This is a genomic window from Streptomyces sp. H51, assembly GCF_035656535.1.
In the GTDB taxonomy this organism is placed as follows: Bacteria; Actinomycetota; Actinomycetes; order Streptomycetales; family Streptomycetaceae; genus Streptomyces.
The window spans coordinates 1-25,577 of the sequence record NZ_JAYMHD010000067.1; the positions used below are offsets into that span (position 1 = coordinate 1).

A 25,577-nucleotide genomic window follows, 5' to 3' on the forward strand; every position below is an offset into this window, starting at 1 on the left:
GCCGTATGGAACATCGACTCCTTCGACCAGTGGGGCGTCGAACTCGGCAAGGTGCTGGCCAAGCGCGTCGAACCCGCGCTCACCGAAGGGTCCGACGTCCCCGGCCTCGACCCCTCCACCAGCGCCCTGGTGGCCGCGTACCGCGAGCTCAAGGAAGTGAACTGAACCATGACTGCTGTGCAGTTGGGCCTCATAGGCCTCGGGAGGATGGGCGGCAACATGCGCGAGCGGCTGCGCCGCGCGGGCCACACCGTCATCGGCTACGACCGCAACCCCGACCTGTCCGACGCGGCGAGCCTGGCCGACCTCGTCGACAAGCTCGCCGCCCCGCGCACGGTCTGGGTGATGGTCCCGGCCGGCTCCCCCACCCAGTCGGTGATCGACGAGCTGGGCACGCTGCTGTCCCCCGGCGACGTCGTCGTCGACGGCGGCAACTCCCGCTGGACCGACGACGAGAAGCACGCCGCCGAACTCGGCGCCAAGGGCATCGGCTTCGTCGACGCCGGCGTGTCCGGCGGCGTGTGGGGCCTCGAGAACGGCTACGCCCTGATGGTCGGCGGCGACAAGGAGCACGTCGACCGGCTCCGGCCGGTCTTCGACGCCCTCAAACCGGAGGGCCCGTACGGGTTCGTCCACGCGGGCAGGGTCGGCGCCGGGCACTTCTCCAAGATGGTCCACAACGGCATCGAGTACGCCATGATGCAGGCGTACGCGGAGGGCTGGGAACTGCTGGAGAAGGTCGACTCGGTGGACAACGTCCGCGAGGTGTTCCGCTCCTGGCAGGAGGGCACCGTCATCCGCTCCTGGCTGCTCGACCTCGCGGTCGACGCCCTCGACGACGACGAGCACCTCGACAAGCTCCGCGGCTACGCGCAGGACTCCGGCGAGGGGCGCTGGACCGTGGAGGCGGCGATCGACCACGCCGTGCCGCTCCCGGCGATCACCGCGTCGCTGTTCGCCCGGTTCGCCTCCCGGCAGGAGGACTCCCCGCAGATGAAGATGGTCGCGGCGCTGCGCAACCAGTTCGGCGGTCACGCCGTCGAGGCGAAGGGCTGACCGTCAGGTGGGCGACCTCCTGCTGGTTCGGCACAGCGAGACGGAGTGGAGCGTGTCGGGCCGGCACACCAGCCGGACCGACCTGCTCCTCACCCCGCGCGGTGAGGAGCAGGCCAAGGCGCTCGCTCCGCTGCTGTCGCACCGGCCCTACGCCCTGGCCCTGACCAGCCCGCTGCACCGGGCGACCCGCACCGCGGAACTGGCGGGCCTGACGGGGACGATCACCGACCCCGACCTGCACGAGTGGGACTACGGCGGCTACGAGGGCATCACCACCGTCGAGATCCACCGCACCCGGCCCCACTGGGACCTGTGGCTGCACGGCGTGCCGCCGGCCCCGGACGGCGCTCCGGGCGAGTCGCCGGCCGAGGTGGGCCTGCGGGCGGACCGGGTGCCGGCCCGCGTCGACGCCGCGCTGCAGAACGCCTCCGGCGACGTCGTGCTGGTCGCCCACGGCCACTTCCTGCGTGTGCTGACGGCACGCCGGCTCGGGCTGGCCCCGGCGGACGGGCGGCTGTTCCAGCTGGCGACGGGAACCGTGTGCCGCCTGTCCACCGAACACGGCCGCCCGGTCATCGCCGAGTGGAACACCAGGCCGTAGAAGCCGATGGGAACACCAGGCCGTGGAACTCGTGTCGGGACACCGGGTCGTGGGCCCCGGCGACCGGCCAGCTAAAGTCCCCGCCTGATGGACACAGACGAGCTGACACCCGCCGAGCGGCGGGTGTGGCGGGCCTACGCGACCGGCACCACGGTGGACTTCGGCGAGGGAGAGGAGGAGCAGGCCCGGGACCCGGCGCACGGCGACGGCTGGGGGCCGGAACGCACCGTACGCGCCCGGGTGTTGCGCGCACTGCTCCTCAACGGCCCCCAGGAGCCCGGTGAGGTGGCGGCCCTGAAGGTGATGGGCGCGCGGATCACCGGGGTGCTGAACCTGCGGTACGCGACCGTCGGCAGCGTCGTCCACCTGGGCCACTGCCGCTTCACCGACGTCCCGGACTTCTCCGGGGCGCAGCTGACCTACCTCAACCTGCGCGACTCCGTGCTGCCCGGCCTCCTGCTCCCGCGGACCCGGGTCGACGGCAGCGTCCGGCTGACCCGCTGCCGGATCGACGGCCCCGTACACCTGGGCGGGGCGCAGATATCCGGGATGCTGATCCTGGAGCGGGCGGAGCTCACCGCGTCCGGGCCGGAGCCGGTGCTGAAGCTCAACCACGTGAGCATCGAGGACGACCTGTGCGCGCCGGGGCTGCGCACGCGGGGCGAGATACGGCTGGACGGGGCGGCGGTCGCCGGCTCCGTCGACTTCGAGGACGCGCGGCTGCACCATCCGGGCAGGGCCGTCATCGACGCGCAGACCCTCGTGGTGGAGGGCGACCTGCTGATGCGGCGGGTGTCGACGTCCGGCTGGATCGGGCTGCGCGGCGCCCGCGTCGCGGGCCGCCTCGACCTGTCGTACGCCCGCCTGTCGAACCCCGGCGACACGGCCCTGCGGGCGAGCAGTTGCACCGTCGGGGAGCTGTGGCTGCGCGGCGGTCCGCCCCTGGACGGACGGCTCAACCTGCGCCGCGCCCAGGTCGACGTCCTCTTCCTGGAGCCGGACGTGGTGCCCCGGGAGGTCCAGCTCGGCAATCTCGTCTACACCACCCTCACCCCCCATGTGCCCGCCGAGCGCCGCCTGGTCATGCTGGAACGCGAAGCGGAGGGCTATGTCCCGCATTCCTACGAGCAGTTGACCGCCGCCTACCGCCGCGTCGGCGACGACCAAGCGGCCCGGCTGGTCCAGCTCGCCAAGCAGCGCCGCCTGCGCTCCACCCGCGCCTGGTACGGGCGGATCTGGGGCTACGTCCAGGACGCCACCGTCGGTTACGGCTTCCGGCCGCTGCGCGCCTGCGCCTGGCTGCTGTCCCTGCTCGCGGTCGGCTCGGTGGCGTACGCCCTGCACCATCCCCGCCCGCTCAAGGCGGCGGAGGCCCCGCACTTCGACCCGGTGTTCTACACCCTCGACCTGCTGCTGCCGGTGATCTCCTTCGGCCAGGAGGGCGCGTTCGCGCCGGACGGCTGGTACCAGACGCTGTCCTACGCGCTCGTGATCACCGGCTGGATCCTGGCCACGACGGTCGTCACCGGCATCACCCGCACCGTCAGCCGCCAGTGAGGCCCGGCTCTCCCGGCTGGTTCCCCAGTGGCCCGGAGCCCCGGAGGCCGGCGTGGCCTCCGGGCGCCCGAGTGTTCACTGCACGCCGGGAGACGTCAGCACCGTCGTGCCGAGGTGACGGCCTGACGCCACCACCCGCACCACGAGCGCCACGGCGCCGGACGCCACGGCCTCCGATGCCCTCACACGTTCGACCAGCCCCGCTCGCACAGCGCCAGCCGGTAGCCGCCGGGGTCCTGGACGGTGACGCCCCACCGGTTCCCGTGCGGGTCGGGCGGAGAGCACGCGCCTGCCACCGTGCGCCTCCAGCCGGGCGACCAAGTCGTCCGGCACCGGCCCGTCGACGTAGATCACCAGCAGGTCCCCTCGGTCCGCCACCCGACGGACAGCCCGAAACCGTCCGCCCAGAACCGCTCGGCGGCGGCCAGTTCCCGGGAGGGACGGGCGATGCGGAGATGGCTGCGGCCGTCGATGGGCACCCGGCCACCCACCGGACCATCGGCCGTCCGCCGTCCGCCGTCCGCCGTCCGCCGTCCGCCGTCCGCCCTCCGCCGTCCGCCCTCCGCCGTCCGCCCTCAGCCTTCGGATCAGGTCGGCTGTGAGGTACGGCGCCCCGGGGCCGATCCGAGCGCAGGCTCCCGTCGGCGGACCGCCGCGCGGCGTCAGGAAACCGCCGCGTCGAGGACCGGGGACAGCTCGCGGACGACGGTCTCCAGGGCGCGCACGTCCTGTTCGGCGCGGGCGATGAGGATGGCTCCCTCCAGGGCGCTGATCATGAGCGTGGCGAGCGGTTCGGCGCGCCCGGCCGGCACCCCCATGCCGGTCAGCGCCTCGGCGACCGGCGCGGTCCAGGCGGCGAAGGCCGCGGCCGCCGCCTGCCGGGTGGACTCGGCCGACTTCGCGCACTCCACCGTCGCCGCCGCGACCGGGCAGCCGCCGGCGAAGCCGGCCTGCCGGTACTCGTCGGTCCACTGACCCGCCATCGCCGCGAACAGGCCGCCCGGCGTGGGCCGTTCCAGGCCGGCCAGGAAGCGGGCGACGCGCTTGGCGGCGTAGCGGCCCGCCCAGGCCACCGCCTCGTTGACGAGCTGTTCCTTGCCGCCCGGGAAGTAGTGCTGGAGCGAGCCGCGGGGCGCCTCGGCGTGCGCGGCGACATCGCGCATGCCGGTCGCGGCGACGCCCTGGCGCCGGATGAGCTGGGCCGCGCTGAAGACCATCCGGTCACGCGGACCCCGTTCGGGCACCGCCATCGCCCACCTCCCGTCCCGTCGGTCCTCCGTGACGCACGGAACCTTTCACCCGGCGCACTCTATGACAGCCGTCATGACAGCGGCTACTATGACGGCCGTCATAGAACTATGACCGTCGTCATGAACGGCGGCCACGCGGACAGGAGGCGGTGCACCGTGCACGTCGGCTTCGTCGGGCTCGGCGTCATGGGCCGGCCCATGGCGCTACGGCTGGCCCATGCGGGAACGCCCCTGGTCGTGTGGAACCGCACGCCCTCCCGCGCCGAGCCGCTGCGCGCGGCCGGGGCCGAGGTGGCGACCGAGGCCGCCGAGGTGTTCGCGCGGGCGGAGGTGGTGATCCTCATGCTGGCCGACGACCTCGCGATGGACACCGTCCTGGGCCGCGGCACCCCGGCTTTCGCCGCCCGCGTCGCCGGGCGCACGGTCGTTCACATGGGCACGACCTCGCCCGAGTACTCCGCGGCGCTCCAGGCCGACGTCCGCGCCGCGGGCGGGAGCTACGTCGAGGCCCCCGTCTCCGGCTCCCGGGTCCCGGCGGAGAACGGGCAACTGGTGGCGATGCTGGCCGGGGAGCTGGAGGACGTGCGGACCGTACGGCAGCTGCTGGCCCCCATGTGCCGCGAGACGTTCGTCTGCGGCCCGGCGCCGAACGCCCTGCTGATGAAGCTGGCGGTCAACCTGTTCCTCATCACCCAGGTCACCGGCTTCGTCGAGGCCTTCCACTTCGCCGACCGGCAGGGCCTGGACCGGCGGCTGTTCCTCCAGGTCCTGGACGCGGGCCCGATGGCCAGCGCCGTCTCCCGGATGAAGGCGCCCAAGCTGCTGGACCGGGACTTCGCCGTGCAGGCGGCGGCGCTGGACGTGCTGAAGAACAACCATCTGATCGCCGAGGCCGCCCGCAAGCAGGGCCTCGCCTCACCTCTCCTCGACGTCTGCCACGCCCTCTTCCGGGAGACGGTCACGCTCGGGCACGGCGGCGAGGACATGGCGGCCGTCCTGCACGCGCTGGAGGCGCGCACCGCGGACGGCGCCACCGGCTGACACCCGGGCGGCACCGGCCGGCCGTCATCCCCGGTTGCCGCCCCGGGCGACCCCGTACGCCCGCTCCACCCGCAGCCGCACCACCAGCCGCCGGTCACGGACCATCGCGGCCCGGAAGTCGTCCCAGTCAGGGTGCTCGCCGAGCACGTCGCGGTAGAGCCGGACCAGTTCCTCGACCGTGTCGTCGTGCGGGTCCGCGGCGACGGGCGAGAGGTCGGCCGTCCCCTCGACGACCGTGTACGCCCACCGGTCGGCGGTGGTCGCGTGGTACGACGCCCGCGGGTCCCGGCGCAGGTTGCGGGTCTTGGCACGGTCGTCGGTGACGGAGATCCGGACGATCCGCTCCTCCGGGTCGTAGTGGTGGCTGACGTTCGAGAGCTGGGGCCGGCCGTCGCGCTTGAGGGTGACCAGCACCCCGCCGCGGACTTCGGAGAGCAAGCTGAGCAGCGCGTCCTCGGTCATACCGGGGTCAACCGCCGCTGCCGCCCGCCGCATTCCCGTCGACGCCCGCCGCATTCCCGTCGACGCCCGCCGTATTCCCGTCGAGGCCCGCCGCAGGAGCCGCGCGCCCCGGTGGCATATGACCGGTGAGCAACGGGGCCGTATCCGTGTTCCTACGGGATCATGGGGTGCGGGGCCGGTCGGGACGCCTGCCGGGCGGGGTGTGCCGGACCGCACCTCGGGAACGTGATCGGAGGAGAGCGATGGGACACTTGCGACAAGAGGTCGATCCGGGCGAGGCGGGGCTGGACGCGAAGGCGCTCGACCGGCTCGACCGGCACTTCGCCCACCACGTCGACGAAGGACGCCTGCCCGGTTTCCTGGTGGCCGTGGCCCGCGGCGGCCGGGTCGCCCACCTCACCGCGCACGGCCTGCGCGACATCGCGGCCGGGCTGCCCGTCGAGACCGACACGCTGTGGCGCATCTACTCCATGACCAAGCCGGTCACCGCGGTCGCCGCGCTGATCCTCACGGAAGAGGGCCGGCTGTCGCTGGACGACCCGGTCGCCCGGTACCTCCCGGCCTTCGCCGACCCCCGGGTCCACGTGAGCGGCACGGGCGCCGACGTCCGCACCCGCCCGGCCGCCGGGCCGATACGGATCCGGCACCTGCTGACCCACACCGCCGGCCTGACCTTCGGCTTCTACCACGCCCACCCCGTCGACGCCCTCTACCGCGCGGCCGGCCTGGAATCCTCGGTGGTGCCGGGCACCGACCTCGCCCGGACGGTCGACGTGTACGCGAGCCTGCCGCTGCAGTTCGATCCGGGTACGCGGTGGAACTACTCCGTCGCCAGCAACGTCCTCGGCAGGGTCATCGAGGTGGTGTCCGGTCAGCCGCTCGACGCGTTCTTCGCCGAGCGGATCTTCGGCCCGCTCGGCATGGCCGACGCCGGATTCCACGTCCCGGAGGAACAGGCGCCCAGACTCGCCGAGTTGTACGGCGACACCGGCGACGGCGGCATCGAGCCGATCCCCGGGCTGCCGTTGCGCGGACGGCCCCGCCTGCTGTCCGGCAGCGGCGGCATGGTGGCCTCGGCGTACGACTGGCACCGCTTCATGGAGTTGCTGCGCCGCCGCGGCGAACTCGACGGCGTCCGCCTGCTCGCGCCCGGGACGGTGGACCTGATGACCAGGAACCACCTGCCCGGCGGCGCCGACCTGCGCTCCTTCGGCAGCCGCCCCGCCCACGACGTGCCCGGCAACGACGGGGTGGGCTTCGGTCTCGGTGTCTCCGTGGTCGTCGACCCGGCCCGCACCGTGGCGCCCGTCGGCCTGGGCACGTACGGCTGGAGCGGGGTCGCCACCACCACGTTCTGGGTGGACCCCGGCCGCGACCTGACCGTGCAGTTCTACACGCAGCTGCGGCCCAAGTCGTCCAACGTGTTCTTCCCCGAACTCAAGCGGCTGGTGCACGAGGCCGTCACCGGCTGAGACCGCCCTCCCCGCTGCCGGTGCCGACGCCGAGTTCACGGCAGGCGAGCCGGAAGCGGTCCAGGCAGCGGCCCCACGGCCCGCCGACGCCGAACGCCAGCAACTGGGGCAGCAGCGCGGCCGAGAAGTCGGTGCTGGACTCGCTCGGCAGCAGGGACGGCAGGTTGTCGATGGCGATGAGGTCGAGCGGCGGCTGCTCGCGCAGCCGGCGCGCGGGCTCGTCCCAGTCGGTCGTGCGGTCGTAGACCGGCAGCACGTTCAGGGGCGAGCCGACGTCGCAGGTGACGTCGCAGAGGGTGCGCAGGCGGCGAGCGGGGTCGTCGAGGTCCTGCTCGCGCAGGAAGGGCGGGACGGGGCTGGTGGCGAGCACCGCGTTGACCATCACGTCGTGCCCCAGCAGGGCCCGGCGGTCGAGGTCGCGGGTCTCGGCGAGGTCCCAGCACGTCGGCTCGACGCCGGCCGCCCGGAAAGCGGCGCGTGCGCCGCGACCGCTGCGGCCGAGAGCGCCGATCACCAGAGCGGTGAACTCCGGGTCCCCGGCGGCGGGCCGGAGCGTGGCGTCCAGTTCGTCCTTCGCCGTCGGCGTGAGGGGCGCGACCAGCCGGCCGCGGTGCCGCAGGACGGCGAGCGCGGCGCCCAGGTAGCCGGCCCAGAAGCCGAAGGCGGCGAGGCGGCGGCCGGTGTCGTCGACCAGGTATTCGAGGTCGTAGAGCGCGCCGCCGCCCGCGGCGAACCGGCGCAGCAGGTCCGCGGCCCCGGGCTGCCGCTTGTAGGCGTGCCCGAAGAAGACGTGCCGGTGCGTCAGCTCGTCCGGGCCGTCGGGGAGTTCCTTCAGCCCCAGCACCACCGCGTCCTCCGGCGCCGACACCCAGGAGCCCGCGGGTGCGACGTCGCAGCCGGCCGCCTCGTACTCCTCGACCGGGAAGATCCGCTGCGGGGACTCCTCGACGGTCATCCGCACGCCGCTGTCGACCAGCCGCCGGGCGTCGGACGGCACGACGGGCGTGCGCCGTTCGGTGCTGCGGACCTCGTGGCGCAGCCACAGGTGGAGCTCTGTCATACCGGGTGGGCCTCCGGGGCGCGGGGCGCCGGCCGCGACACGGCCGGCGCTCGAAGGGCTGACGTCCACGAAGGGTACGCGGCCCGGAACGGAGCCGCGGACCACCCCGCCGGTCGCCGGGCTCTACCGGAGGTGCGCCACCGCGTCCAGGTGGGGCAGGTGGTGATCCAGCCGCTCCCGCTTCGTGCGCAGGTAGGTGATGTTGCTCTCGCACGGCGGGATCAGCAGCGGCACCGTCTCGGTCACCTGGATGCCGTGCCGGGTCAACGCCTCCCGCTTGCGCGGGTTGTTGGACATCAGCCGTACCGAGTTGACGCCTAGGTCGTGCAGGATCCCGGCGGCGACGCCGTAGTCGCGCGCGTCCACCGGCAGCCCGAGCGCCAGGTTGGCCTCGACGGTGTCCAGGCCCTCCGCCTGCAGCGCCATCGCCCGCAGCTTGGCCAGCAGCCCTATGCCGCGCCCCTCGTGGCCTCTCAGGTACACGACGACGCCGCTGCCCTCGGCGGCGACGGCGCGCAGCGCGGATGCCAGTTGGTCGCCGCATTCGCAGTGCTGCGAACCGAACGCGTCACCGGTGAGGCACTCGGAGTGCAGGCGCGTGAGAACATTCTCGGTGCCGATCTCCCCGTGCACGAGCGCCACTTGCTCGTCACCGCGGTCGTGGTCCAGGTAGCCGACCGCACGGAATTCCCCGTACACCGTGGGCAAGGGGGCATTCACGATCCGCTCCACGCCCGTGCGCTGCGCCGGCTTCTTGCCGAGTACCCCGATTTTTTCTGTCATGATCTGATTCCTAAACAGAGACGAAAGGCCGTGAGGGAATGGATGGTTCGGGCGCGCGTACGGCGGCGTACGGTCTGGTGCCGACGGACACTGCGGAGGAGGTACGGACCAGAGGCGCGGGCGTCTCAACGCAGGTGGCCGTCCTTCCGGTCGGCAGCTTCGAACAGCACGGTCCGTTCCTCCCGTTGGCGACGGACACGCTCGTCGCCTGTGCCGTGGCCCGGGAGATCGCCGCGGCGTACCCGGTGCACCTCCTTCCTCCGGTGACGGTCTCCTGCTCGCACGAGCACGCGGGCCGGCCGGGGACCGTCAGCATCTCCTCCGTGACCCTGCACGCGGTGGTGCGGGACATCGCCGACTCGCTGCGCCGCTCCGGCGTGGACGCCCTGGTGGTGGTCAACGGGCACGGCGGCAACTACGTGCTGGGCAACGTCGTCCAGGAATCCTCCGCCCGCGGCGAGCGGATGGCTCTCTTCCCGGCCGCGGAGGACTGGGAGACGGCCCTGCTGCGCGCGGGGGTGGTCACCTCGCCGCTCACCGACATGCACGCGGGAGAAATCGAGACCTCCATTCTTCTGCACGCCCACCCCGAAATGGTCCGACCCGGTTACGAGAGTGCCGACTTCGTCGCGGACGACCGGCGTCATCTGCTCACCCTCGGTATGTCCGGCTATACCGATTCGGGCGTCATCGGGCGCCCTTCGCTGGGTTCCGCGGAAAAGGGCCGGGAGTTGCTGGCTAGCCTGACGGAATCCTTCGGCGCGTATTTCTCCCTGCTCACCTCGCTGACCTCGCCCACCTCGCGGGACGGGTCCGCATAGTCTTCCCCGCCGGCCGCCGCCGTGGAAGCCGCGCGCAGACCCTCGTACCAGCGGACGACGAGGACGACGGCCCCCGGCAGGCTCGCCACGAAGCTCAGCACCCCGTAGACGACGGCGACCGCCAGGCCACTGCTCGCGCCGATTCCGGCGGCGCCGAAAGCCCAGGCGGTGACGCCCTCGCGGGGGCCGAAGCCGCCGACGTTCAGGGGCAGTCCCATGGCGAGCAGTGCGAGCACCGCGAGCGGCAGCAGGACCGCGACGGACGCCCCGGCCCCGGCGACCCGCGCGGACAGCACGAACATCGCGACATGACCGGCCAGGACGAGGACGGACGAGACGACGACGCCCGGCCCGTTGCGGCGCGACAGCAGCGCCTCGCGCGCCTCCCGCGCCTCGGCGAGGGTGGCGCGCAGGACGCGTCCCCGGCGGGAGGACGTCCCGTTCATCCGCAGGGCCACGACGACGGCGAGCGCGCCCGCGGCGGCGAGGACGGCGAGCGGCGCGAAGTGGCGGGCCTCGCCCAGCACCGGGGACGGCATGGTCAGCAGCACGGCCACGCCGACGACGGCCAGCGCCGCCTGTCCGGCGGCGCGTTCCAGCACGACGGTCCGCACGCCGCGGCCGAGGTCTCCCTCGCTCCGCCCGTGCCGCACGGCCCGGTGCACGTCGCCGAGAACGCCGCCGGGCAGCGCCGCGTTCAGGAACAGGGCGCGGTAGTAGTCGGCGACGGCCGCGCCGAACGGCAGCCGGATCCGCAGTCCCCGGGCCACCAGCGCCCAGCGCCAGGCACTCAGCACGGTGGTGGCCAGACCGATGCCGAGCGCCGCGAGCAGCGTCGTCGCGTCGATCCGCCGCAGCCCGTCCAGGAACACGCCGGTGCCCAGCCGCCACATGAGCACGGCGAGGATGGCGACCCCGGCGACGGTCCCGAAGTGCGTCCGCACGGCACGCGACGCGAACAGGGCCCGCCACCGGGCCGCGCGAGGACGGGCCGCGCGGGGACGGGCCGCGGCTCCGGCGGGGGGCTCGGCCGGGCCCACGGACTCGGCCGGGCCGAGGGCAGCCCCGGCCGGGAACTCGGCGAGGGCAGCCCCGGCCGGGAACTCGGCGAGGGCCCGGCCACTCCCGGCCCTGAACTCGGCGAGGCTCGGAGCGCCTTGAGCCGGGTGTCCGGCGATGCCTGGGGCGGTCTCAGCGGGCGAGGACCCGGCGGTCCGCTCGACGGCCGGGTCCTCGCCCGCCCCGGCCCCGCCGGGTGCGGCCCCGCCGGGTGCGGCCCCCCGCGCCGTCACCGTCACCGTCTCCACGCTCATGCTCATGCTCACGCCCGCGCACCGCCCGCCGACGGCCGGGGCAGGGCCAGCAGGTCGCTGTGGTGGACGACGACGTGCAGTTCGCCGGCCTCGCGGGCGGCCAGCCGCTCGCGCAGATACCGTTCCGCGCGCGCCTTCAGTTCGGGGCGCTGTTCGACGGCCGCGCCGACCCAGCCGCGCAGCCACTGGACCGTCAGCGCGGCCTCGCCGGGGCCGAGCCGCCACGGGCTCGGCTGGATGCGTACCGTCGCCCCGCGCTCGGAGAACGCCTCGGCCGCCGCGGTGACCGCGTCGGGTCCCAGCAGCCCGCCCCGGCGCTGGTGGGCGTTGAACGCCTCGATGATCTCCTGGTCCAGCGGATCGGACGGGGTGAGTTCGACGCGTCCGGCGACGGACAGGGTGAGCAGCGCCGGGCAGCCCGCCCCGGTGCAGGCGGCGGCCAGCGTCTCGACCTCCTCGCGGTCGAGCACGTCCAGCAGCGCGGACGCCGTCACCAGCGACGCGCCGGCAAGGGCGTCCGGGGTGAGCCGGGCGACGTCGCCGCGCCGCGCCTCGACGGTGACGCGGCTGCCGTCGGCGGCGGAGCGCGGTCCGGTGGCGGCCGCGAAGTGCAGGAGGTAGGGGTCGCGGTCGTGCAGGATCCAGTGCTGGGCGCCGTCCAGTCGAGGGGCGAGCCAGCGGCCCATCGAGCCGGTGCCGCACCCGACGTCGTGGACGATCAGCCCGGACCGCCCCGGCAGGTCGGCGAGCCGGACGCGCAGCGGGTCGAGCAGGTCGTGCGCGCGGGCGGCCGCGTCGACGGGCTCGCGCAGCTGGAGCCATTCGGGGGCGTAGCGCGGCGGCTCGGACTCGTCCTGCGGCCCGTCCTCGCGCAGGCGTACGGTGGCCCGTTCGCCGGGCCGGAGGGTCGGCCCGGTGGGCCCGGCGCCGGGGATCACGGCGCCCTCGCCGGGAACGACGGAATCCCCGCCCGGGATCGCGGCGTCCTCGTCGGCGATCACGGCGTCCTCCGTCCCGTCGGCGTCCGTGGAACGGGCCGCCGCCCGCGCGCCGTCGGCGCTGCTCGGCCCCGGCTGGGCCGGGATCGTCCCGCTCACCCGCGCCGTCCCGTTCATGCCGCCCTCCTGGGTTCGTTCGGCAGCTTGCCCAGTACGCCGGCGAGGCTGCGGGCCGTGGTCGCCCAGCCGTCCAGCGCCGCCCGCCGGCTCCGGGCGGCGGCCTTCAGCCGGCGCCGTACGTCGGCCTCGCCGAACCAGCCGCGCAGTTCGGCGGTGAGGGCGGCCGGGTCCTCCGGCGGGACGAGGATGCCGGGCACCCCGCCGTCGGGGGCGCGGCCGACCGCCTCGGGGAGGCCGCCGACGTCGGTCGCGAGCACCGGGACGCCGCGGGCGAGGGCCTCGGTCACCGCCATGCCGTACGTCTCCGCGTAGGAGGTGAGGACCATCAGGTCGGCGGCGGCGTAGCTGGCGTCGAGTGCGGCGCCGGACCGCGGCCCCGCGAGGTGTATGCGGTCCTCGAGACCGTGCCGGCGGATCAGCGCCCGCAGTCGGGCGACGTACTCCGGGTCCTGGCCGAGTCCGCCGACGCACACGCAGCTCCACGGCAGGTCGGCCGCCGCCGCCAGCGCCTCCACCAGCCGGTGCTGGCCCTTTCGGGGTGTCACCGCGGCGACGCACAGCAGCTGGGACACGCCGTCGGTGCCGGAGGCGAGCGGCGCGATGTCGGCGCCGGGGGCGGCGACGTGCACCCGCTCGGGGGCGAGGCCGTGGTGGGAGACGAGGCGGCGGACCGCCCAGTCGCTGGTGGCGACGACGGCGGGCACCGCCCGCAGGACCGCGCGTTCCCGGGCGTCCAGTTCGGCGGCGGCCGCCGGTTCCAGGCCCGTCTCGTCGCCGAGCGGGAGGTGCACGAGGACGGCGAGCCGCAGCCGTTCCGTCTCCGGGACGACGATCTCGGGGACGCCGCAGGCGACCAGGCCGTCCAGCAGGACGACCGAGCCGTCCGGCAACGCGCGCAGCACGCTGGTGAGTTCGGCGCGGGCGGCGACGTCCGGCCGGGGCCAGCCGCCGCTCACCGCGTGCTTGTGCACCTGCCAGCCGAAGCCGGGCAGGTCCAGGCTGACGCGCCGGTCGTAGGCGTTGCCGCCGCTCGGCGCGGCCGGGTCGTCGACGCCGCCCGGCATGACGAAGTGCACGGAGCGCAGGGACATGGGGATGATCTCGGCGTTCTCGAGGGCGGAGTGCTGCACGGGGACGTAGTCCAGCCGCGCCCGGTCCATGGTCGTGTCGGTCACAGCGCACGCTCGTAACTCGCCCAGGCGACGTGCGACTCGTGCAGGGTGACGGCGATCCCCGCGATGCCCTTGGCGCCCTCCCCGAGGGCGCCCTTGTGGATGCGCTCGGCGAGCCGGTCGGCGATGACCTTGGCCAGGAACTCCGTTGAGGTGTTGACTCCGGCGAAATCCGGCTCGTCGTCGAGGTTGCGGTAGTTCAGCTCGCTGACGACCGCACCGAGTTCCTGGGTGGCCAGCCCGATGTCGACGACGATGTTGTCGTCGTCCAGCTGCTCGCGCCGGAAGGTGGCGTCCACGAGGAACGTCGCTCCGTGCAGGCGCTGCGCCGGTCCGAAGACCTCGCCACGGAAGCTGTGGGCGATCATGATGTGATCGCGGACGGTGACACTGAACAACGGACGACCCTCCAGGTGCGGCGCGTCGGGTCCCCGGGCCGATTGCCGCCCGGGGGTACCGACTACTACGGCTGTCGACTTCCCCGCGTTCAGCCGCCTCTCACCCTTTTCTCAGGTCAGGCGCCCGCGTCGTACCGGATCCACGGATCCCCCGGACCCACCGGCCCGAACGAACCCACCGGCCCGAACGAACCCACCGGCCCGAACGAACCGACCGGCCCGAACGAACCGACCGGCCCGAACGAACCGAACGAAGCGAACGAACGGGACGGTCAGACGACGGGATCGTCGTACCGCACACGGTGGCACAGCGCCGGGATCCGCCCGGAGGCCAGGCCCGGCATCACGTCGGGCAGTTCCTCGAAGTGGCTCTCCCCGGTGACCAGGGCGTCCAGGGCCGGATCGGCGAGCAGGTCGAGGGCGAGGGCGAGCCGGTCGCCGTAGGAGCGGTTCGCGCGGGCCGGGGAGACGGTGCCGACCTGGCTGGAGCGGATGGTCAGCCGCCGGGAGTGGAAGGCCTCGCCGAGCGGGAGGCTCACGCGCCGGTCGCCGTACCAGCTCAGTTCGACGACGGTGCCCTCGGCGGCGAGGAGTTCCAGGCAACGGGCGAGGCCCTGCTCGGTGGCGCTGGCGTGCACGACGAGGTCGCAGTCGCCGAGGGCGTCCCCGGGCAGCGCGAAGCCGACGCCGAGGGCGGCGGCGGTCTCGGCGCGGGCCGGGTCGGCGTCGACCAGTTGGACGCGCACGCCCGGGAAGCGGGCGAGCAGGGCGGCGACCGAGCAGCCGACCATGCCGCCGCCGACGACCGCGATCCGGTCCCCGACCAGGGGCGCGGCGTCCCACAGCGCGTTGACGGCGGTCTCGACGGTGCCGGCGAGCACGGCACGCCCGGTCGGCACGGCGTCCGGTACGACCGTGACGGCGCCGGCCGGGACGACGTACCGCGTCTGGTGCGGGTGGAGGCAGAAGACGGTACGGCCGGTCAGCTCGGCGGGCCCCTGCTCCACGACGCCGACGCTGAGGTAGCCGTACTTCACGGGGGCGGGGAAGTCGCCCTCCTGGAACGGCGCGCGCATGGCCGCGTGCTGGCTCCCGGGGACTCCCCCGCGGAAGACGAGCGTCTCCGTGCCGCGGCTGACCCCGGAGTAGAGTGCGCGCACCAGCACCTCGCCCTCGCCGGGCTCCGGCAGCTCCACCTCCCGGATCTCGCCTTCACCCGGACGGCTGAGCCAGAAGGCGCGTGCGCTGCGTCCCATCGAGCATCCTCCTGAACGATCGGCAAGTGGTTCACGTACCGAGATGTGCACAGGCCGCGCACGGTACGCGGCGTTGATCGACTTTGTCATACGGCCGGAGGATGTGCGGTGGCCCTGAACAACACTTACGACGCGAGGCCGGTCCAGCAGGAGACCGCTGTGGGGGCGGGCGTGCAGGTTCTGCTGCTGGCCCTGCTCGGCACGGCGATCGGCATGGGGCCGGCGGGCTGGCTGACCGGCCTCGCCTTCGCCGTCGCCACCTGGGCGGTGCTCTCCCGGGCCCTGCACCGGACCCGCCCGGCGTCCTTCGGCCCGGCCAACCGGGTCACCCTGGGCCGTTCCATCCTGGTCGGCGGCGTGACGGCGCTGGTCGCGGACTCCTTCGAGAGCTCCCCGCCGGTCACGGTCTTCGTCGGTCTGACGGCCGTCGCCCTGATCCTCGACGGCGTCGACGGCAAGGTCGCCCGCGCCACCGGCACCTCGACCCCGCTCGGCGCCCGCTTCGACATGGAGGTCGACGCGTTCCTGATCCTGGTGCTCAGCGTGTACGTCTCCATGTCGATGGGCCCCTGGGTCCTGCTGATCGGCTCCATGCGCTATGTCTTCGTCGCCGCGGCCCGCCTCCGGCCGTGGCTCACCGCCCCGCTGCCCCCGAGCACGGCCCGCAAGACGGTCGCCGCGATCCAGGGCGTGTTCCTCCTCCTCGCAGCCTCGGGCCTGCTGCCGTTCCTCGCCTCCGTCGGCGTCGTGGCAACGGCCCTGGCCCTGCTGGTGTGGTCCTTCGGCCGGGACGTGGTGTGGCTGTGGCGGAGGTCGCGGACGGCCGCGCCGGAGGGCCCCGCAGCGCACCGCGCGGAACTCGAACTGGCGTCACGCTGAACGCTCCTCGTCACCACCGGGTCACAGACTTGCGAGGAGCCCGTCCAGCGGGGCCGGCGCCCTTCCGGGGTCGATTGCCTCCACGAGAAGGCGGCCGTAACGGATCTTGCGTCCCTTCTTCGTGCCGAGGAAGCGCCGCAACTGCTGCTGCCGTGGCCGTCCTTGCTGAGCGGGCTGGTGCAGGAAGGTCTGCCAGGCCCGGAGGTCGCCCTCGGCCCGGACGACCTCCTCGACCCCGGCCGTGCCCAGCGCCCGGATGAGCTCGTCCTCCAGATCCGTCACGCACACGAAGAAGCCCCGGCGCGGCGCCCCGGCGCGCCGCAGGCCGCGGTCGTAGAAGGGCTGCTCGCGCTCGTCGCACAGTCCCGCGAGGCGCAGGCCGAGACCGGGCGGCCCGAGAAGGCCGGCGTAGCGGCCGACGTTCATCGCCCCGCCCATCGGTACGACGCCCACTCCCTCGGCGGCCAGGTCACGGCCGCGGCGGGCGGCCAGCGCCTCGACGGCCGCGAGGTCGCTCAGCCCTTCCAGCAGCACCGCCGTCCGCAGCCCCAGCCGCACGGCCAGATCATGCGCCGGCCCGCACGGACCACCGGCCGCCCAGCCACGGACGGCGTCCCGGAACGCCCGCATCTCCGCCATGTCGCGAGTCTGCCCCTCCGCCGACGGCAGGGCACGGAATTTTTCGACGGCTCGACTCCTGCCTGACCGGCCCCTCTCGCGGATCGGGGAGCTGTGGGAGCGGATCGGGGATGCGGGATTTGACAGCGCTGCTCGACACCCCCTACAACCTACCGACATGACATTCATTTTCAAAAAGTCGGAGCGGTAGTGCGGATCGCGTTCGTCGGCAAGGGCGGCAGCGGCAAGACCACCCTGTCGGCCCTCTTCACCCGGCACTTGGCCCGATCCGGCGCGCCCGTGCTCGCCGTCGACGGCGACATCAACCAGCACCTCGCCGAGGCGCTGGGCCACGACGGCCCGCTGGACGCGCCGCCCCTGGGCGCCCACCTGACCGAGATCAAGGACCTGTTACGTGGCACCAACCCCCGTGTCCCGTCCGCCGAGGCGATGATCAAGACCACCCCGCCCGGACGCGGCTCCCGTCTCCTGCGCCCGCTCGGCGACGACGAACTGCACGCGCGGCACGTGCGGCGCGCGGGCGGCGTACCGCTGATGGTGACGGGCGAGTTCGACGAGAGCGACCTGGGAGTGGCCTGCTACCACTCCAAGCTCGGCGCGGTGGAGCTCTACCTCGGCCACCTGGTCGACGGCCCCGGCGAATACGTCGTCGTCGACATGACGGCCGGCGCGGACGCCTTCGCGTCGGGCCTGTTCACCCGCTTCGACCTCACGTTCCTGGTGGCCGAACCGACCCGCAAGGGCGTCTCGGTCTACCGCCAGTACCGGGACCACGCCCGGGAGTTCGGGATCCGGATCGCCGTCGTCGGCAACAAGGTGACCGGCGAGGACGACCTTCTCTTCCTCAAGGAGCAGGTCGGTGACGACCTGTTGACGTACCTGGTCCACTCCCCCTGGGTACGCGCCGCCGAACAGGGCCGCGGACACGGTGATCCGGATTCCCTGGAACCGCACAACCGCCACGCCCTGGACGTCCTGCGGGAGACCGTCGACTCCCACGTCCGGGACTGGCGGACCCTGCACCGCCACGCCGTCGACTTCCACCTGCGCAACGCCCGCGCATGGGCGGACAAGGCGACCGGCCTGGACCTGGCCCGCCAGGTGGACCCGGACTTCGTCCCGGCCCCCGCAGCACACGCCTGACCGGCCGCACGGCACCACCGCACGGCACCACCGCACGGCACCACCGCACGACATCACCGCACCGACGACCAGACAGGACACCCCCTTCTCATGTCTCTCGACGTCTCCCCGAAGCTCCTCGCCGAAGCCGAGCACGGCGACATCCGCGAGGAGGACTTCGTGGACACCGTCCGCACGTCCCTCCCCTACGCGTACGACCTCATCGGCTCCCTCGCCATCGAACTCAGGGGCGGCACCGCCGAGTTCGCCGACAACCAGACCCCGCCCCCGTCGGAACGGGAGCGCGGCCAGCTCCTGCGCGCCCTCGCCAGCGACGCGATCCGCGGCGCCCTGGAACGCCACTTCGGCGTGAGCCTCGCCTTCCAGAACTGCCACCGGGTGGCGGCGTTCCGCCCGGAGGCGCGGGGCGGGGAGACCTACACCCGCTTCACCTCGGTACGGTCCCAGGTCCTGAACCAGTCGCCGGAGTTCAGGGACTGCTGAGCCCCGGAGCGCGGGGGCCCCGAGCCAAACCGGTTCGCGACCCCCGCGGCCGACGGGCTTACGCCCGCGCGCACCCGCCCTGTGCGACCTCGCCGTCACAGCACCCCGGGATGGCGGGTCCTCAGTCGGTGGCGGTGAGGACGTCGAGGAACCTGGTGCGGTCGACAGAGATGGAGATCCGCGTTCCGGTGTCCGCCGCGAGACGTGCTCCCCATGCGCCCCGCTCACGGTAGACCTCGACCTCGCGGAAGGTGCAGACGGATTCGTCGAGCGCGACGGCCGCGGCGAGTGGATCGTGGAAGGCCTTGCCGCCACTCCGCTTGGCCAGGTAGACCTCCATGCCCTCGCGGACGAGTGCCATGCCTGGAGTGAGCCGCCGAGCGGACAGCGCGGCGTGCATCTCGCCGTCGTAGACAACACCGTGACAGACGTTCTTCGAGACGAGGACCCGCTCACGGACGTGGGGAGAATTCAACAGCTTCAGCGCGGCCGCGGGAGCACCGTTGAAGTTGAACGTCGGACACGTCTCACGGCCCTCGAACTTGGGGAGACGGTGTTCGGGCGGCACCACGGAGTCGCCCGCGAAGCCGCCCTGCGCCACCCAACGAGGGATGTGGACGTCGGGCTTCGCTTCCAGCAGCGCGCCGGGATTCTTCAGCGGCGCCCCCGTGAGCAGGGTCGCGCCCTCCTGTGCGAACGCGCTCAGAAGGAGCTGCCGGGCCTCGGCATCGGGCTCCGCGGGAGGGACCTTCCCGAGCCATTTCCAGTGGAAGCCCGACACCACCTTCATGTCCCTGCCTGGCCGGTGAGCGCCGACCGGCACGGTCACGCCGAGGCGCCCGAGGATGTGCCTGACGATGCCTGTCTGCTCGTCCGAGCCGGGCATGACCGTCACGGCCACCAGCCGCGCCCATGGGTGCGTCGCGAGAACGCAGAGTGTGAAGACGTCGTCGGGGTCGTTGGTTTCCATGTCGAACACGATCGGGATTGCCATGACAGCGACCGTACAAAGCTGATGAGTTCGACTTCAACAGAATAAGATGACTCCCGCTCCGAACACCTCACTGAATCCGAAGTGCAGGGAATATGTCACCACGGTAGTCCTTGGAAACTCCCGCCCCCTCGCCGACCTTCGGTCGGTACTTCCACCAGTTGAACTGAACGCTGAGGCGAGTCTGTGAGGGTTGCGCCACTGCTTCCTCCATTGCCTCCTCAACCTCCTCGACCTCTTCTCGACTCGAGACCGTGTGCCACAGGGTTCCTGGGAACATGACGAAAGAATTCTCCGCGGGGAAGTACGCTTCCCAGTCCTTCGCCTCGATCTCGGGCGGCCCGTCGAACACGACGAGCGGCCCGTCGTCGTTTGTGGTCAGGTAATAGACGGAGCTGATCGAGGGATGTTCCCTGGCCAGCGTCACCGGGTTCCTCCCGACATCCTGGTGCGCTTTGAACGGAAAATTCGCATGGTAGGGGAATTCGAGCCGGCCCAGCCACCATTCGAAGCCCACCACCTCCGCCTTCGCTTCAGCCGGCAGATGGTCGAAGAGATCCATGGCCACCTGCTCGACGTAATTGGTGGGACTCGCGTCGAGATCGTGCCAGAAGGCGAAGTGATACAGCTTGCCCACGTCCATCGACGCGGTTGCCTCGTGGACGACATTCCGAAAGTCGAGAAAGGTGTCCGGGGGCATCGCCCTCTCGACCGTTTTCAGATGAGCCATGATTGATCAACCTTCGCGCTGCCGAGCACCGTGTGGCGAATTTCCTTGGAGTGACCCCCCAGTGTCGGCCATCATGGCGAGCCGCCTCTCCCGGAAACATGAGTAACCGCGACTCCACTCGGGTCGTGGGCCGGCTACTCGATGCCCGTCGCGTCGAGCAGGCGGACCAGGTCCCTGCGCCCGTACCCGAGCCGGCGGGCACGGTGGGCGCACATCAGCATCAGATGAGCGACGGTCTCCGCCGCGCAGCCGTTCTTCGTGCCTGCGTCGTACCACTCCTCGGGTTTCTCGACTCCCAGGCTGTTCATCACCAGCCCGTGCTCACGGCGGACCTCCGCCACCGTCCCGGCGATCGCGTCGAGCAGCGTCTTCCCCGGCCGCTCGCACCGCAGGGTGAAGCCGTAACCGTCCCCGCCGTCCGGTACGCAGCCCTCCGGTGGACGCGCTCGCAGACTCGCGTACCGTTCGTCCTCGTCCCCTCCCGAGGCCGACTCGTCGCGCACCAGAGCGAACCGGTGGAAGCCGGGCGGAACCGGGGGCGGTGGAGGTGTGTACTCCCACCCGGCGTCTTCGTACAACTGCCGCTTGACCTCCTCTTCTTCGGCGTGGGTCACCGTGAAGCCATTGGCGTCGTTCCGCCCGGTCGTCGTGCCGTCGGGGTTGCGGTGGAAATGCAGGCCCATGTGTGTACTCCCGCGGTCGTGGTGGGTAGGGGCGGGGAACCCCGTCGTCGGATCGAACGGGTGACGGCACCGGCCCGTGCCCGATCCTCGAAGCATCACCCGATCGCGTGACGGCACGGGCTCGATGGACCCGCGTTCGACCACAAGCGGTTGTCGGCGGCAGGGGCTATCCTCGCAAAGCGCTTGTGACACATGTGTCTTCAGACCACGGGGGGTGTCCATGCACGGCGGTGACCGCGAGTTACTTCAGGACTGTCCGGGTGGTCACCCGGGCATGTCGACCGAGGCCGGTATCGATGTGCAGCGACAGCTGGAGTCGCTGATCCAGGACTTCCGGACCAGCGACTCCCCGATGCCGGTCATCGTGCTGCACGCCGAGGACCCCGCCGACGACAACCGCGTCACCGCACTGCTCGAGGAACTGCGCGAAGGGCAGCAGCGCCACGGGACACGCCTGGCCGTCGCCCCGACCGAGCCGCAGCCGGGGGACGCCGGCCCCACGGCACGGGCGACGCGGCTCCTGTGGGACCTCGGGGACTCCAAGAAGTGGGGCGACCGGTCCGCCACCTACCGGCCCTACAACTTCCCCCGCCTCAACCTCGTCCGCGCCCTCCAGGAGGCCGCCGACGATCCGGAGATGCGCGAGCACTGGCCGACCGCGCCCGACGGCACACCGGACGGCGCCACGCAGCGGGAGCTGGCCCAGACGCAGTTGCTGCGCATCCTGGCCCGGCAGCGCTGGCGGCCCCGCAGACCCGCGCGCCGGAACCGGCAGATGCTGATCACCGATGTGCAGCAGTTCCTGCCCATGGGCATCCTGGGCGCCTTCACCGCGCTGCTCACCCGCCCCGAGTGGTATGTGGCCGCCCTGGCGGGCATCGGCCTGATGATCCTGCTCGCCGTCCTCAACCACGTCCCGGGGCGCGCTCCGCTCTTCCTGTGGCTGCGCCGGGAGAGCCGGTGGTTCCTGACCACGACGTTCCTCCAGTCCGCCGCCCGCCGTCAGTCGACCAGCGTGCGGCTGCTGCGGCCGGTCAGCTCCTGGCGGGCGATAGCGGCCCGCGCGTACGACGTGTCCGAGGCGATGCGGGAGGGCGGCCCGTTCCCGCTCCAGCTCTATGTGCTGGCACTGTTCGAGGACTTGCGGGACAGTCACCGGCGCCGCAGCTGGGATCTGCGGGGATTCAAGCGGACGCGCCCGCCGGTGCTGTTCCTGCGCCGCATAAGCCAGGAGAACGGCGGCGTCGAACTGATCAAGGCGGTCAGCGACGTCCGCAGCCGGCGCAGTGAGCTGGACCCGCTGCTGATCGTGGCGGGCGTGGCGGCGGACGACGCGGCGCTGCTGGACCGCGGCACGGACGGCGAGCCGCAGGCCAACCGGCCGGAGCCGCCGTCCCGGCCCGGGCGTCTGCAGCAGCGGCTGCGGCACTGGTACGACGAATGGGCCGGGAACCTCCGGGCCGACCAGTCGCCGAGCCGGACCAACGCCCTGCCCTGGGTGCTCAGAGTGCCGCTGCCCCGTGCGGAGTTGGTGGAGCTGCGGCAGTCGGACTGGGCCTGCGTCCGGGCCAGGCACCGGCCGCCGCTCGTCCGCGTGGTGTGGTCGACGTACAGCCTGCTCCTCGTCCTCGCCCTCGCCGTCGGCGCGGGTGTGGTGCACGCCCGCGACCTGCACCACACGTACTGCTCGGCGGGGATGCTGAGCGCCAACCGCGACACCGTACGGCGGCCCGCGTCCGGCGGCGGCACGGAGTGCGTCGGCATAGCCACCGGAGACGTCCGGTTCGGCACGTACCTCCAGGGCGGATCCGGCGGGCAGGGCGAGCGGCTGCGCGAACTGGAGGACCTGGTACGCGCCGAGAACGCGGACGTGCTGCGCCGTCATCCCGGCAAGTACGTCACCGTGGTGTACGCGGGACCCCTGAGTTCCTCGGCCGCGGACTCCTCGCTGGTCAAGGGCGCCGAGGAACTGACCGGCGTGTACCTCGCCCAGCGCGTGGTCAACGAGAACTACACGGTCAAGCTCCGGGTGCTGCTCGCCAACGGGGGCGTGGACATGGACCAGCAGCGCGTGACGGCGGACGAGATCGCCGAGTACGCCGAACACGACCCGACCGTCGTCGGTGTCGTGGGCTTCGGACGCGACCTGCAGAGCAGCCCCGACGTCACGCGCCGCCTGCACGCGGTGGGGCTGCCGATCGTCTCCGGCACCAACTCGGCGACCTACCTGCCGAAGCAGTTCTCCAACTGGTTCAGCCTCGCGGCTCCCGACGAGGACCAGGCGAAGGCGCTCGGGCTCGTCGTCCGGCAGTTGCGCGCCCGGACCAAGAACCCGTACGCGCTGGTACTGGCCCGCAACACCAAGCAGTCACAGGACCGCTACACCGACGAACAGGCCCGCTACGGCGGGCAGATGCTGCACCGGGAGGGTTTCCGGCTGCTGGGCGGGCAGCGGTACGACGTGGCCAACGGCAACCCCGAGCTGCGGCTGCACGCGGAGAGCATCTGCCGGGGCCGGAACGTCCCGTCGGTGATCTACTTCGCCGGCCGGGTCGAGGACATCGGACCGCTGATGACCCAGCTCAGCACCGTACCGGGCTGTGCGAGCCGGGAGATCTCCATCCTCACCGGCGACGACCTGAGCAAGGCCAGGTTCTCCGGCACGGGCGGCCGTGACGGTGTGGCCCCGCGGATCACCCTGTACCACGCGGCCCTCGCCGAGCTGAAGGAGGCTTCGTCGACGACCGCGTTCTACGAGGAGGCCGTCCAGTACCTGCCGTGGCTGAAGGGCAAGCAGGCCACGTACGACAGCCCCGACTTCGCCAGCGGCCAGACGGCCCTCGCCCACGACGCCACGCGCGCGCTGTACTGGGCGGCCAGCCTCGACGACGTGCCCCAGAGCCGCGCGGCGACCTGGGTCAACCTCAGGGGGGTGAAACTCGACGGGATGGCGACCGGAACGATCGACTTCACCCACGCGCCGCTGTACGGCGAACGGCACGGCCACAGCATCGTGCTCAAGCGGGTCACCAGAACCCCGCAGGGCCTCTCGGAGGCCGAGGTCCTGTGCAGCAGAACGGCCGGCAGCACCGAGCCGCTCAGCGTGCGGGAATGCTCGACAGACCCGGGACGCGGTCGTCATTGACGAGACGCGACCTCATCGACAAGGGTTCCCCGGGCGACCGGTCGGCCCGCAGGCGGGCCCCGCCCACGGACGCCCCGCTGCCGGCCGTCGTGCGGCCGCCGTCCGACGGTTCCGAGTCGGTCGGCCGCCGGACCGTCCGGTCTGCCTACTGAGCCGTGCCGCAACCGACAGCGTGGCTCATCCGAACGTCGTCGTGGGGCTCCCGCCGACGGCCGCGGGGCGCGTCGCCGGCAGGGAGCGGTCGATCTCCGCCATGATCGTGCGCGCCGAGGGGTGGAGGAAGAAGTGTCCGCCGGGCAGCATCCGCAGCCGGGACCCGCTGGACGACTGGCGGCGCCAGTCATGCAGCCGGGCCGGGGCGACCAGGGCGTCGTCGGTCCCGCCGAACACCGTCAGGGGCACCGGCAGCGGAGGGCCGTCCAGGTACTCGTAGCTCTCCAGCACGGAGAAGTCGGCGCGCAGGACGGGCAGCACGAGCTCCATCAACTCGGGGTCGTCCAGCACCTCCTGGGGCGTGCCGCCGAGGTTCCGTAACCGCTCCAGCACCTGCGCTTCCGGCGCGTCGTGAATGCGCGGCCGCTCGGGGGGCGCGTCGGGCGCGGAGCGGCCGGACACGAAGAGGTGGGCGGGCAACGGCAGGCCCCGCCGCAGCAGGGTCCGGGTCAGTTCGAAGGCGAGCAGGCCGCCCATACTGTGCCCGAAGATCGCGAACGGCCGGTCGAGGAACGGTCCGACCGCGCCCGCCAACCCGTCCACCAGCGGCCGGAGTCTGCTGATCGGGGGCTCGCCGAGGCGGCTGCCCCGGCCGGGCAGCTCCAGCGGGCAGACCTGGATGTGCTCGGGTGCGATCGCGTGCCACTCACGGTACGCCGCGGCCCCACCGCCGGCATACGGGAGGCAGAACAGGCGGTAGTCGGCATGCTCTTGAGGCACCCAGCGGCCGAACCACGGGTTGTTCACGTCGGTTCTCCTTCACGGCGGTCGCACCGGCGGTGCGGTCAGTCGGCCCCGGCCGGGGCGTCCAGCAGCTTCAGGGCACGGGAGGGACAACGCCCCACGGCACCCCGGACGGCCTCGGCCCGCTCGGCCGGCGGGTCGGACCGCAGCACGACCACCGTGCCGTCCCGGTCGGACTGGTCGAACAGGTCGGGTGCCGTCAGGGCACACATGCCCGAACCGACACACGTCTCGGGGTCGGCCTCGATGCGCATGCTCGTCCTCGTTCCCGTTCGTCAAGAGGTGGTGACCGGGCGACCGCGGTCAAGACGGCGGTTCCGGCCGTTGGCGCGGGGAAAATACGTGGGGGCGCGGATCCGGAGGAATGCGCAGAATCCTTTCACACTCAATTTCCTCGATTATGACTGGATTCGTTTCCTGCGCATCGACCCAACCTTCCAAGAATCAGGCCGACTCGGTCAAGAACTGCTCTGCCGCGTCCGCGCGGGGCTCCGCGGGCCGAAGCGTGGTGGGACGGACGGCGCGCCGACGGGCCGGACGGCACGATCCGGCCATTTGCGGGTGGCC

General features: G+C 72.6%; 25 protein-coding genes and 2 pseudogenes. 11 read left to right on the plus strand and 16 right to left on the minus strand.

What is annotated here, in order from left to right; genetic code table 11:
- The 4 genes from VKA29_RS23445 to VKA29_RS23460 form a co-directional block, all read left to right on the plus strand.
- Positions 1–165: hypothetical protein (locus tag VKA29_RS23445; protein WP_324788098.1), on the plus strand; the 165-nt coding region annotated here is incomplete at its 5' end.
- Between the two features lie 12 nt (positions 166–177).
- The gene (gnd, locus tag VKA29_RS23450) at positions 178–1,056 is read left to right on the plus strand and encodes a phosphogluconate dehydrogenase (NAD(+)-dependent, decarboxylating) (protein WP_324788099.1); all 879 of its coding nucleotides are present in this window, start codon (positions 178–180) and stop codon (positions 1,054–1,056) included.
- 7 nt (positions 1,057–1,063) lie between these two features.
- Positions 1,064–1,657 (plus strand): histidine phosphatase family protein, encoded by a 594-nt coding sequence (locus tag VKA29_RS23455; RefSeq protein ID WP_324787929.1) that lies wholly within the window; start codon positions 1,064–1,066, stop codon positions 1,655–1,657.
- Positions 1,658–1,744: 87 nt separating this feature from the next.
- Positions 1,745–3,214: a membrane-associated oxidoreductase gene (locus VKA29_RS23460; protein WP_324787930.1), complete on the plus strand. Its 1,470-nt coding sequence runs from the start codon at positions 1,745–1,747 to the stop codon at positions 3,212–3,214.
- A 182-nt stretch (positions 3,215–3,396) separates the two neighbouring features.
- Here VKA29_RS23460 and VKA29_RS23465 read toward each other — a convergent pair.
- Positions 3,397–3,693 (minus strand): annotated as a pseudogene (locus VKA29_RS23465) (VOC family protein).
- Between the two features lie 183 nt (positions 3,694–3,876).
- The gene (locus tag VKA29_RS23470) at positions 3,877–4,464 is read right to left on the minus strand and encodes a helix-turn-helix domain-containing protein (RefSeq protein ID WP_324787931.1); all 588 of its coding nucleotides are present in this window, start codon (positions 4,462–4,464) and stop codon (positions 3,877–3,879) included.
- Between the two features lie 156 nt (positions 4,465–4,620).
- On the opposite strand from VKA29_RS23470, the gene VKA29_RS23475 reads away from it, so the two are divergent.
- Positions 4,621–5,505, plus strand: a complete 885-nt coding sequence (locus VKA29_RS23475; protein WP_324788100.1) for an NAD(P)-dependent oxidoreductase — start codon at positions 4,621–4,623, stop codon at positions 5,503–5,505.
- A gap of 24 nt (positions 5,506–5,529) precedes the next feature.
- On the opposite strand, the gene VKA29_RS23480 is transcribed toward VKA29_RS23475, so the two are convergent.
- Complete coding sequence (locus tag VKA29_RS23480) at positions 5,530–5,967, minus strand: TIGR03618 family F420-dependent PPOX class oxidoreductase (RefSeq protein ID WP_324787932.1); 438 nt, start codon at positions 5,965–5,967, stop codon at positions 5,530–5,532.
- A gap of 242 nt (positions 5,968–6,209) precedes the next feature.
- Here VKA29_RS23480 and VKA29_RS23485 point away from each other — a divergent pair, with 242 nt between their 5' ends.
- Complete coding sequence (locus VKA29_RS23485; RefSeq protein WP_324787933.1) at positions 6,210–7,439, plus strand: serine hydrolase domain-containing protein; 1,230 nt, start codon at positions 6,210–6,212, stop codon at positions 7,437–7,439.
- Here the strand turns inward: VKA29_RS23485 and VKA29_RS23490 are convergent.
- Together VKA29_RS23490 and ribA are read right to left on the minus strand one after the other, a co-directional pair.
- Positions 7,429–8,499 carry a saccharopine dehydrogenase gene (locus VKA29_RS23490; RefSeq protein ID WP_324787934.1) on the minus strand — a complete coding sequence of 357 codons (1,071 nt, stop codon included), beginning with the start codon at positions 8,497–8,499 and terminating at the stop codon, positions 7,429–7,431. The two genes, VKA29_RS23485 and VKA29_RS23490, sit on opposite strands and share 11 nt — an antisense overlap.
- A 123-nt stretch (positions 8,500–8,622) precedes the next feature.
- A complete protein-coding gene (ribA, locus tag VKA29_RS23495; protein ID WP_324787935.1) occupies positions 8,623–9,282 on the minus strand; it encodes a GTP cyclohydrolase II in 660 nt (219 codons plus the stop codon).
- A gap of 38 nt (positions 9,283–9,320) precedes the next feature.
- Between ribA and VKA29_RS23500 the strand changes: the two are divergent.
- A pseudogene (locus VKA29_RS23500) lies at positions 9,321–9,980 on the plus strand (creatininase family protein); the annotation flags it as partial.
- Here the strand turns inward: VKA29_RS23500 and VKA29_RS23505 are convergent.
- From VKA29_RS23505 to VKA29_RS23525, 5 genes are all read right to left on the minus strand, one after another.
- Positions 9,953–11,422, minus strand: a complete 1,470-nt coding sequence (locus VKA29_RS23505; RefSeq protein WP_420718552.1) for a lysylphosphatidylglycerol synthase transmembrane domain-containing protein — start codon at positions 11,420–11,422, stop codon at positions 9,953–9,955. The pseudogene VKA29_RS23500 and the gene VKA29_RS23505 sit on opposite strands and share 28 nt — an antisense overlap.
- A gap of 2 nt (positions 11,423–11,424) precedes the next feature.
- Positions 11,425–12,531, minus strand: a complete 1,107-nt coding sequence (locus VKA29_RS23510) for a class I SAM-dependent methyltransferase (protein WP_324787937.1) — start codon at positions 12,529–12,531, stop codon at positions 11,425–11,427.
- Complete coding sequence (locus VKA29_RS23515) at positions 12,528–13,709, minus strand: glycosyltransferase family 4 protein (RefSeq protein WP_324787938.1); 1,182 nt, start codon at positions 13,707–13,709, stop codon at positions 12,528–12,530. The genes VKA29_RS23510 and VKA29_RS23515 overlap by 4 nt, the downstream gene beginning before the upstream one ends.
- Positions 13,706–14,104, minus strand: a complete 399-nt coding sequence (locus VKA29_RS23520) for a 6-pyruvoyl trahydropterin synthase family protein (RefSeq protein WP_324787939.1) — start codon at positions 14,102–14,104, stop codon at positions 13,706–13,708. The genes VKA29_RS23515 and VKA29_RS23520 overlap by 4 nt, the downstream gene beginning before the upstream one ends.
- A 272-nt stretch (positions 14,105–14,376) precedes the next feature.
- A complete protein-coding gene (locus VKA29_RS23525) occupies positions 14,377–15,360 on the minus strand; it encodes a dehydrogenase (RefSeq protein ID WP_324787940.1) in 984 nt (327 codons plus the stop codon).
- A gap of 108 nt (positions 15,361–15,468) precedes the next feature.
- Between VKA29_RS23525 and VKA29_RS23530 the strand changes: the two genes are divergently transcribed.
- A complete protein-coding gene (locus VKA29_RS23530) occupies positions 15,469–16,239 on the plus strand; it encodes a CDP-alcohol phosphatidyltransferase family protein (protein WP_324787941.1) in 771 nt (256 codons plus the stop codon).
- 21 nt (positions 16,240–16,260) lie between these two features.
- On the opposite strand, the gene VKA29_RS23535 is transcribed toward VKA29_RS23530, so the two are convergent.
- Entirely contained in the window at positions 16,261–16,878 is a 618-nt protein-coding gene (locus VKA29_RS23535; RefSeq protein WP_324787942.1) for a TOPRIM nucleotidyl transferase/hydrolase domain-containing protein, read from the minus strand.
- A 189-nt stretch (positions 16,879–17,067) separates the two neighbouring features.
- Here VKA29_RS23535 and VKA29_RS23540 point away from each other — a divergent pair, with 189 nt between their 5' ends.
- Together VKA29_RS23540 and VKA29_RS23545 are read left to right on the plus strand one after the other, a co-directional pair.
- The gene (locus tag VKA29_RS23540) at positions 17,068–18,021 is read left to right on the plus strand and encodes an ATP-binding protein (RefSeq protein ID WP_324787943.1); all 954 of its coding nucleotides are present in this window, start codon (positions 17,068–17,070) and stop codon (positions 18,019–18,021) included.
- Between the two features lie 90 nt (positions 18,022–18,111).
- Positions 18,112–18,504, plus strand: a complete 393-nt coding sequence (locus tag VKA29_RS23545; RefSeq protein ID WP_324787944.1) for an SCO5389 family protein — start codon at positions 18,112–18,114, stop codon at positions 18,502–18,504.
- A gap of 121 nt (positions 18,505–18,625) precedes the next feature.
- Here the strand turns inward: VKA29_RS23545 and VKA29_RS23550 are convergent, their stop codons facing one another.
- The 3 genes from VKA29_RS23550 to VKA29_RS23560 form a co-directional block, all read right to left on the minus strand.
- Positions 18,626–19,498 (minus strand): nucleoside hydrolase, encoded by an 873-nt coding sequence (locus VKA29_RS23550; protein WP_324787945.1) that lies wholly within the window; start codon positions 19,496–19,498, stop codon positions 18,626–18,628.
- A gap of 67 nt (positions 19,499–19,565) precedes the next feature.
- The gene (locus tag VKA29_RS23555; protein ID WP_324787946.1) at positions 19,566–20,225 is read right to left on the minus strand and encodes a hypothetical protein; all 660 of its coding nucleotides are present in this window, start codon (positions 20,223–20,225) and stop codon (positions 19,566–19,568) included.
- A gap of 134 nt (positions 20,226–20,359) precedes the next feature.
- Positions 20,360–20,908 carry a hypothetical protein gene (locus VKA29_RS23560; protein ID WP_324787947.1) on the minus strand — a complete coding sequence of 183 codons (549 nt, stop codon included), beginning with the start codon at positions 20,906–20,908 and terminating at the stop codon, positions 20,360–20,362.
- Positions 20,909–21,182: 274 nt separating this feature from the next.
- Between VKA29_RS23560 and VKA29_RS23565 the strand changes: the two genes are divergently transcribed.
- The gene (locus tag VKA29_RS23565; protein WP_324787948.1) at positions 21,183–24,053 is read left to right on the plus strand and encodes an ABC transporter substrate-binding protein; all 2,871 of its coding nucleotides are present in this window, start codon (positions 21,183–21,185) and stop codon (positions 24,051–24,053) included.
- Between the two features lie 177 nt (positions 24,054–24,230).
- Here the strand turns inward: VKA29_RS23565 and VKA29_RS23570 are convergent, their stop codons facing one another.
- Together VKA29_RS23570 and VKA29_RS23575 are read right to left on the minus strand one after the other, a co-directional pair.
- Positions 24,231–25,013 (minus strand): thioesterase II family protein, encoded by a 783-nt coding sequence (locus VKA29_RS23570; RefSeq protein WP_324787949.1) that lies wholly within the window; start codon positions 25,011–25,013, stop codon positions 24,231–24,233.
- A gap of 38 nt (positions 25,014–25,051) precedes the next feature.
- The gene (locus VKA29_RS23575; RefSeq protein WP_324787950.1) at positions 25,052–25,264 is read right to left on the minus strand and encodes a ferredoxin; all 213 of its coding nucleotides are present in this window, start codon (positions 25,262–25,264) and stop codon (positions 25,052–25,054) included.
- Between the last annotated feature and the right edge of the window lie 313 nt (positions 25,265–25,577).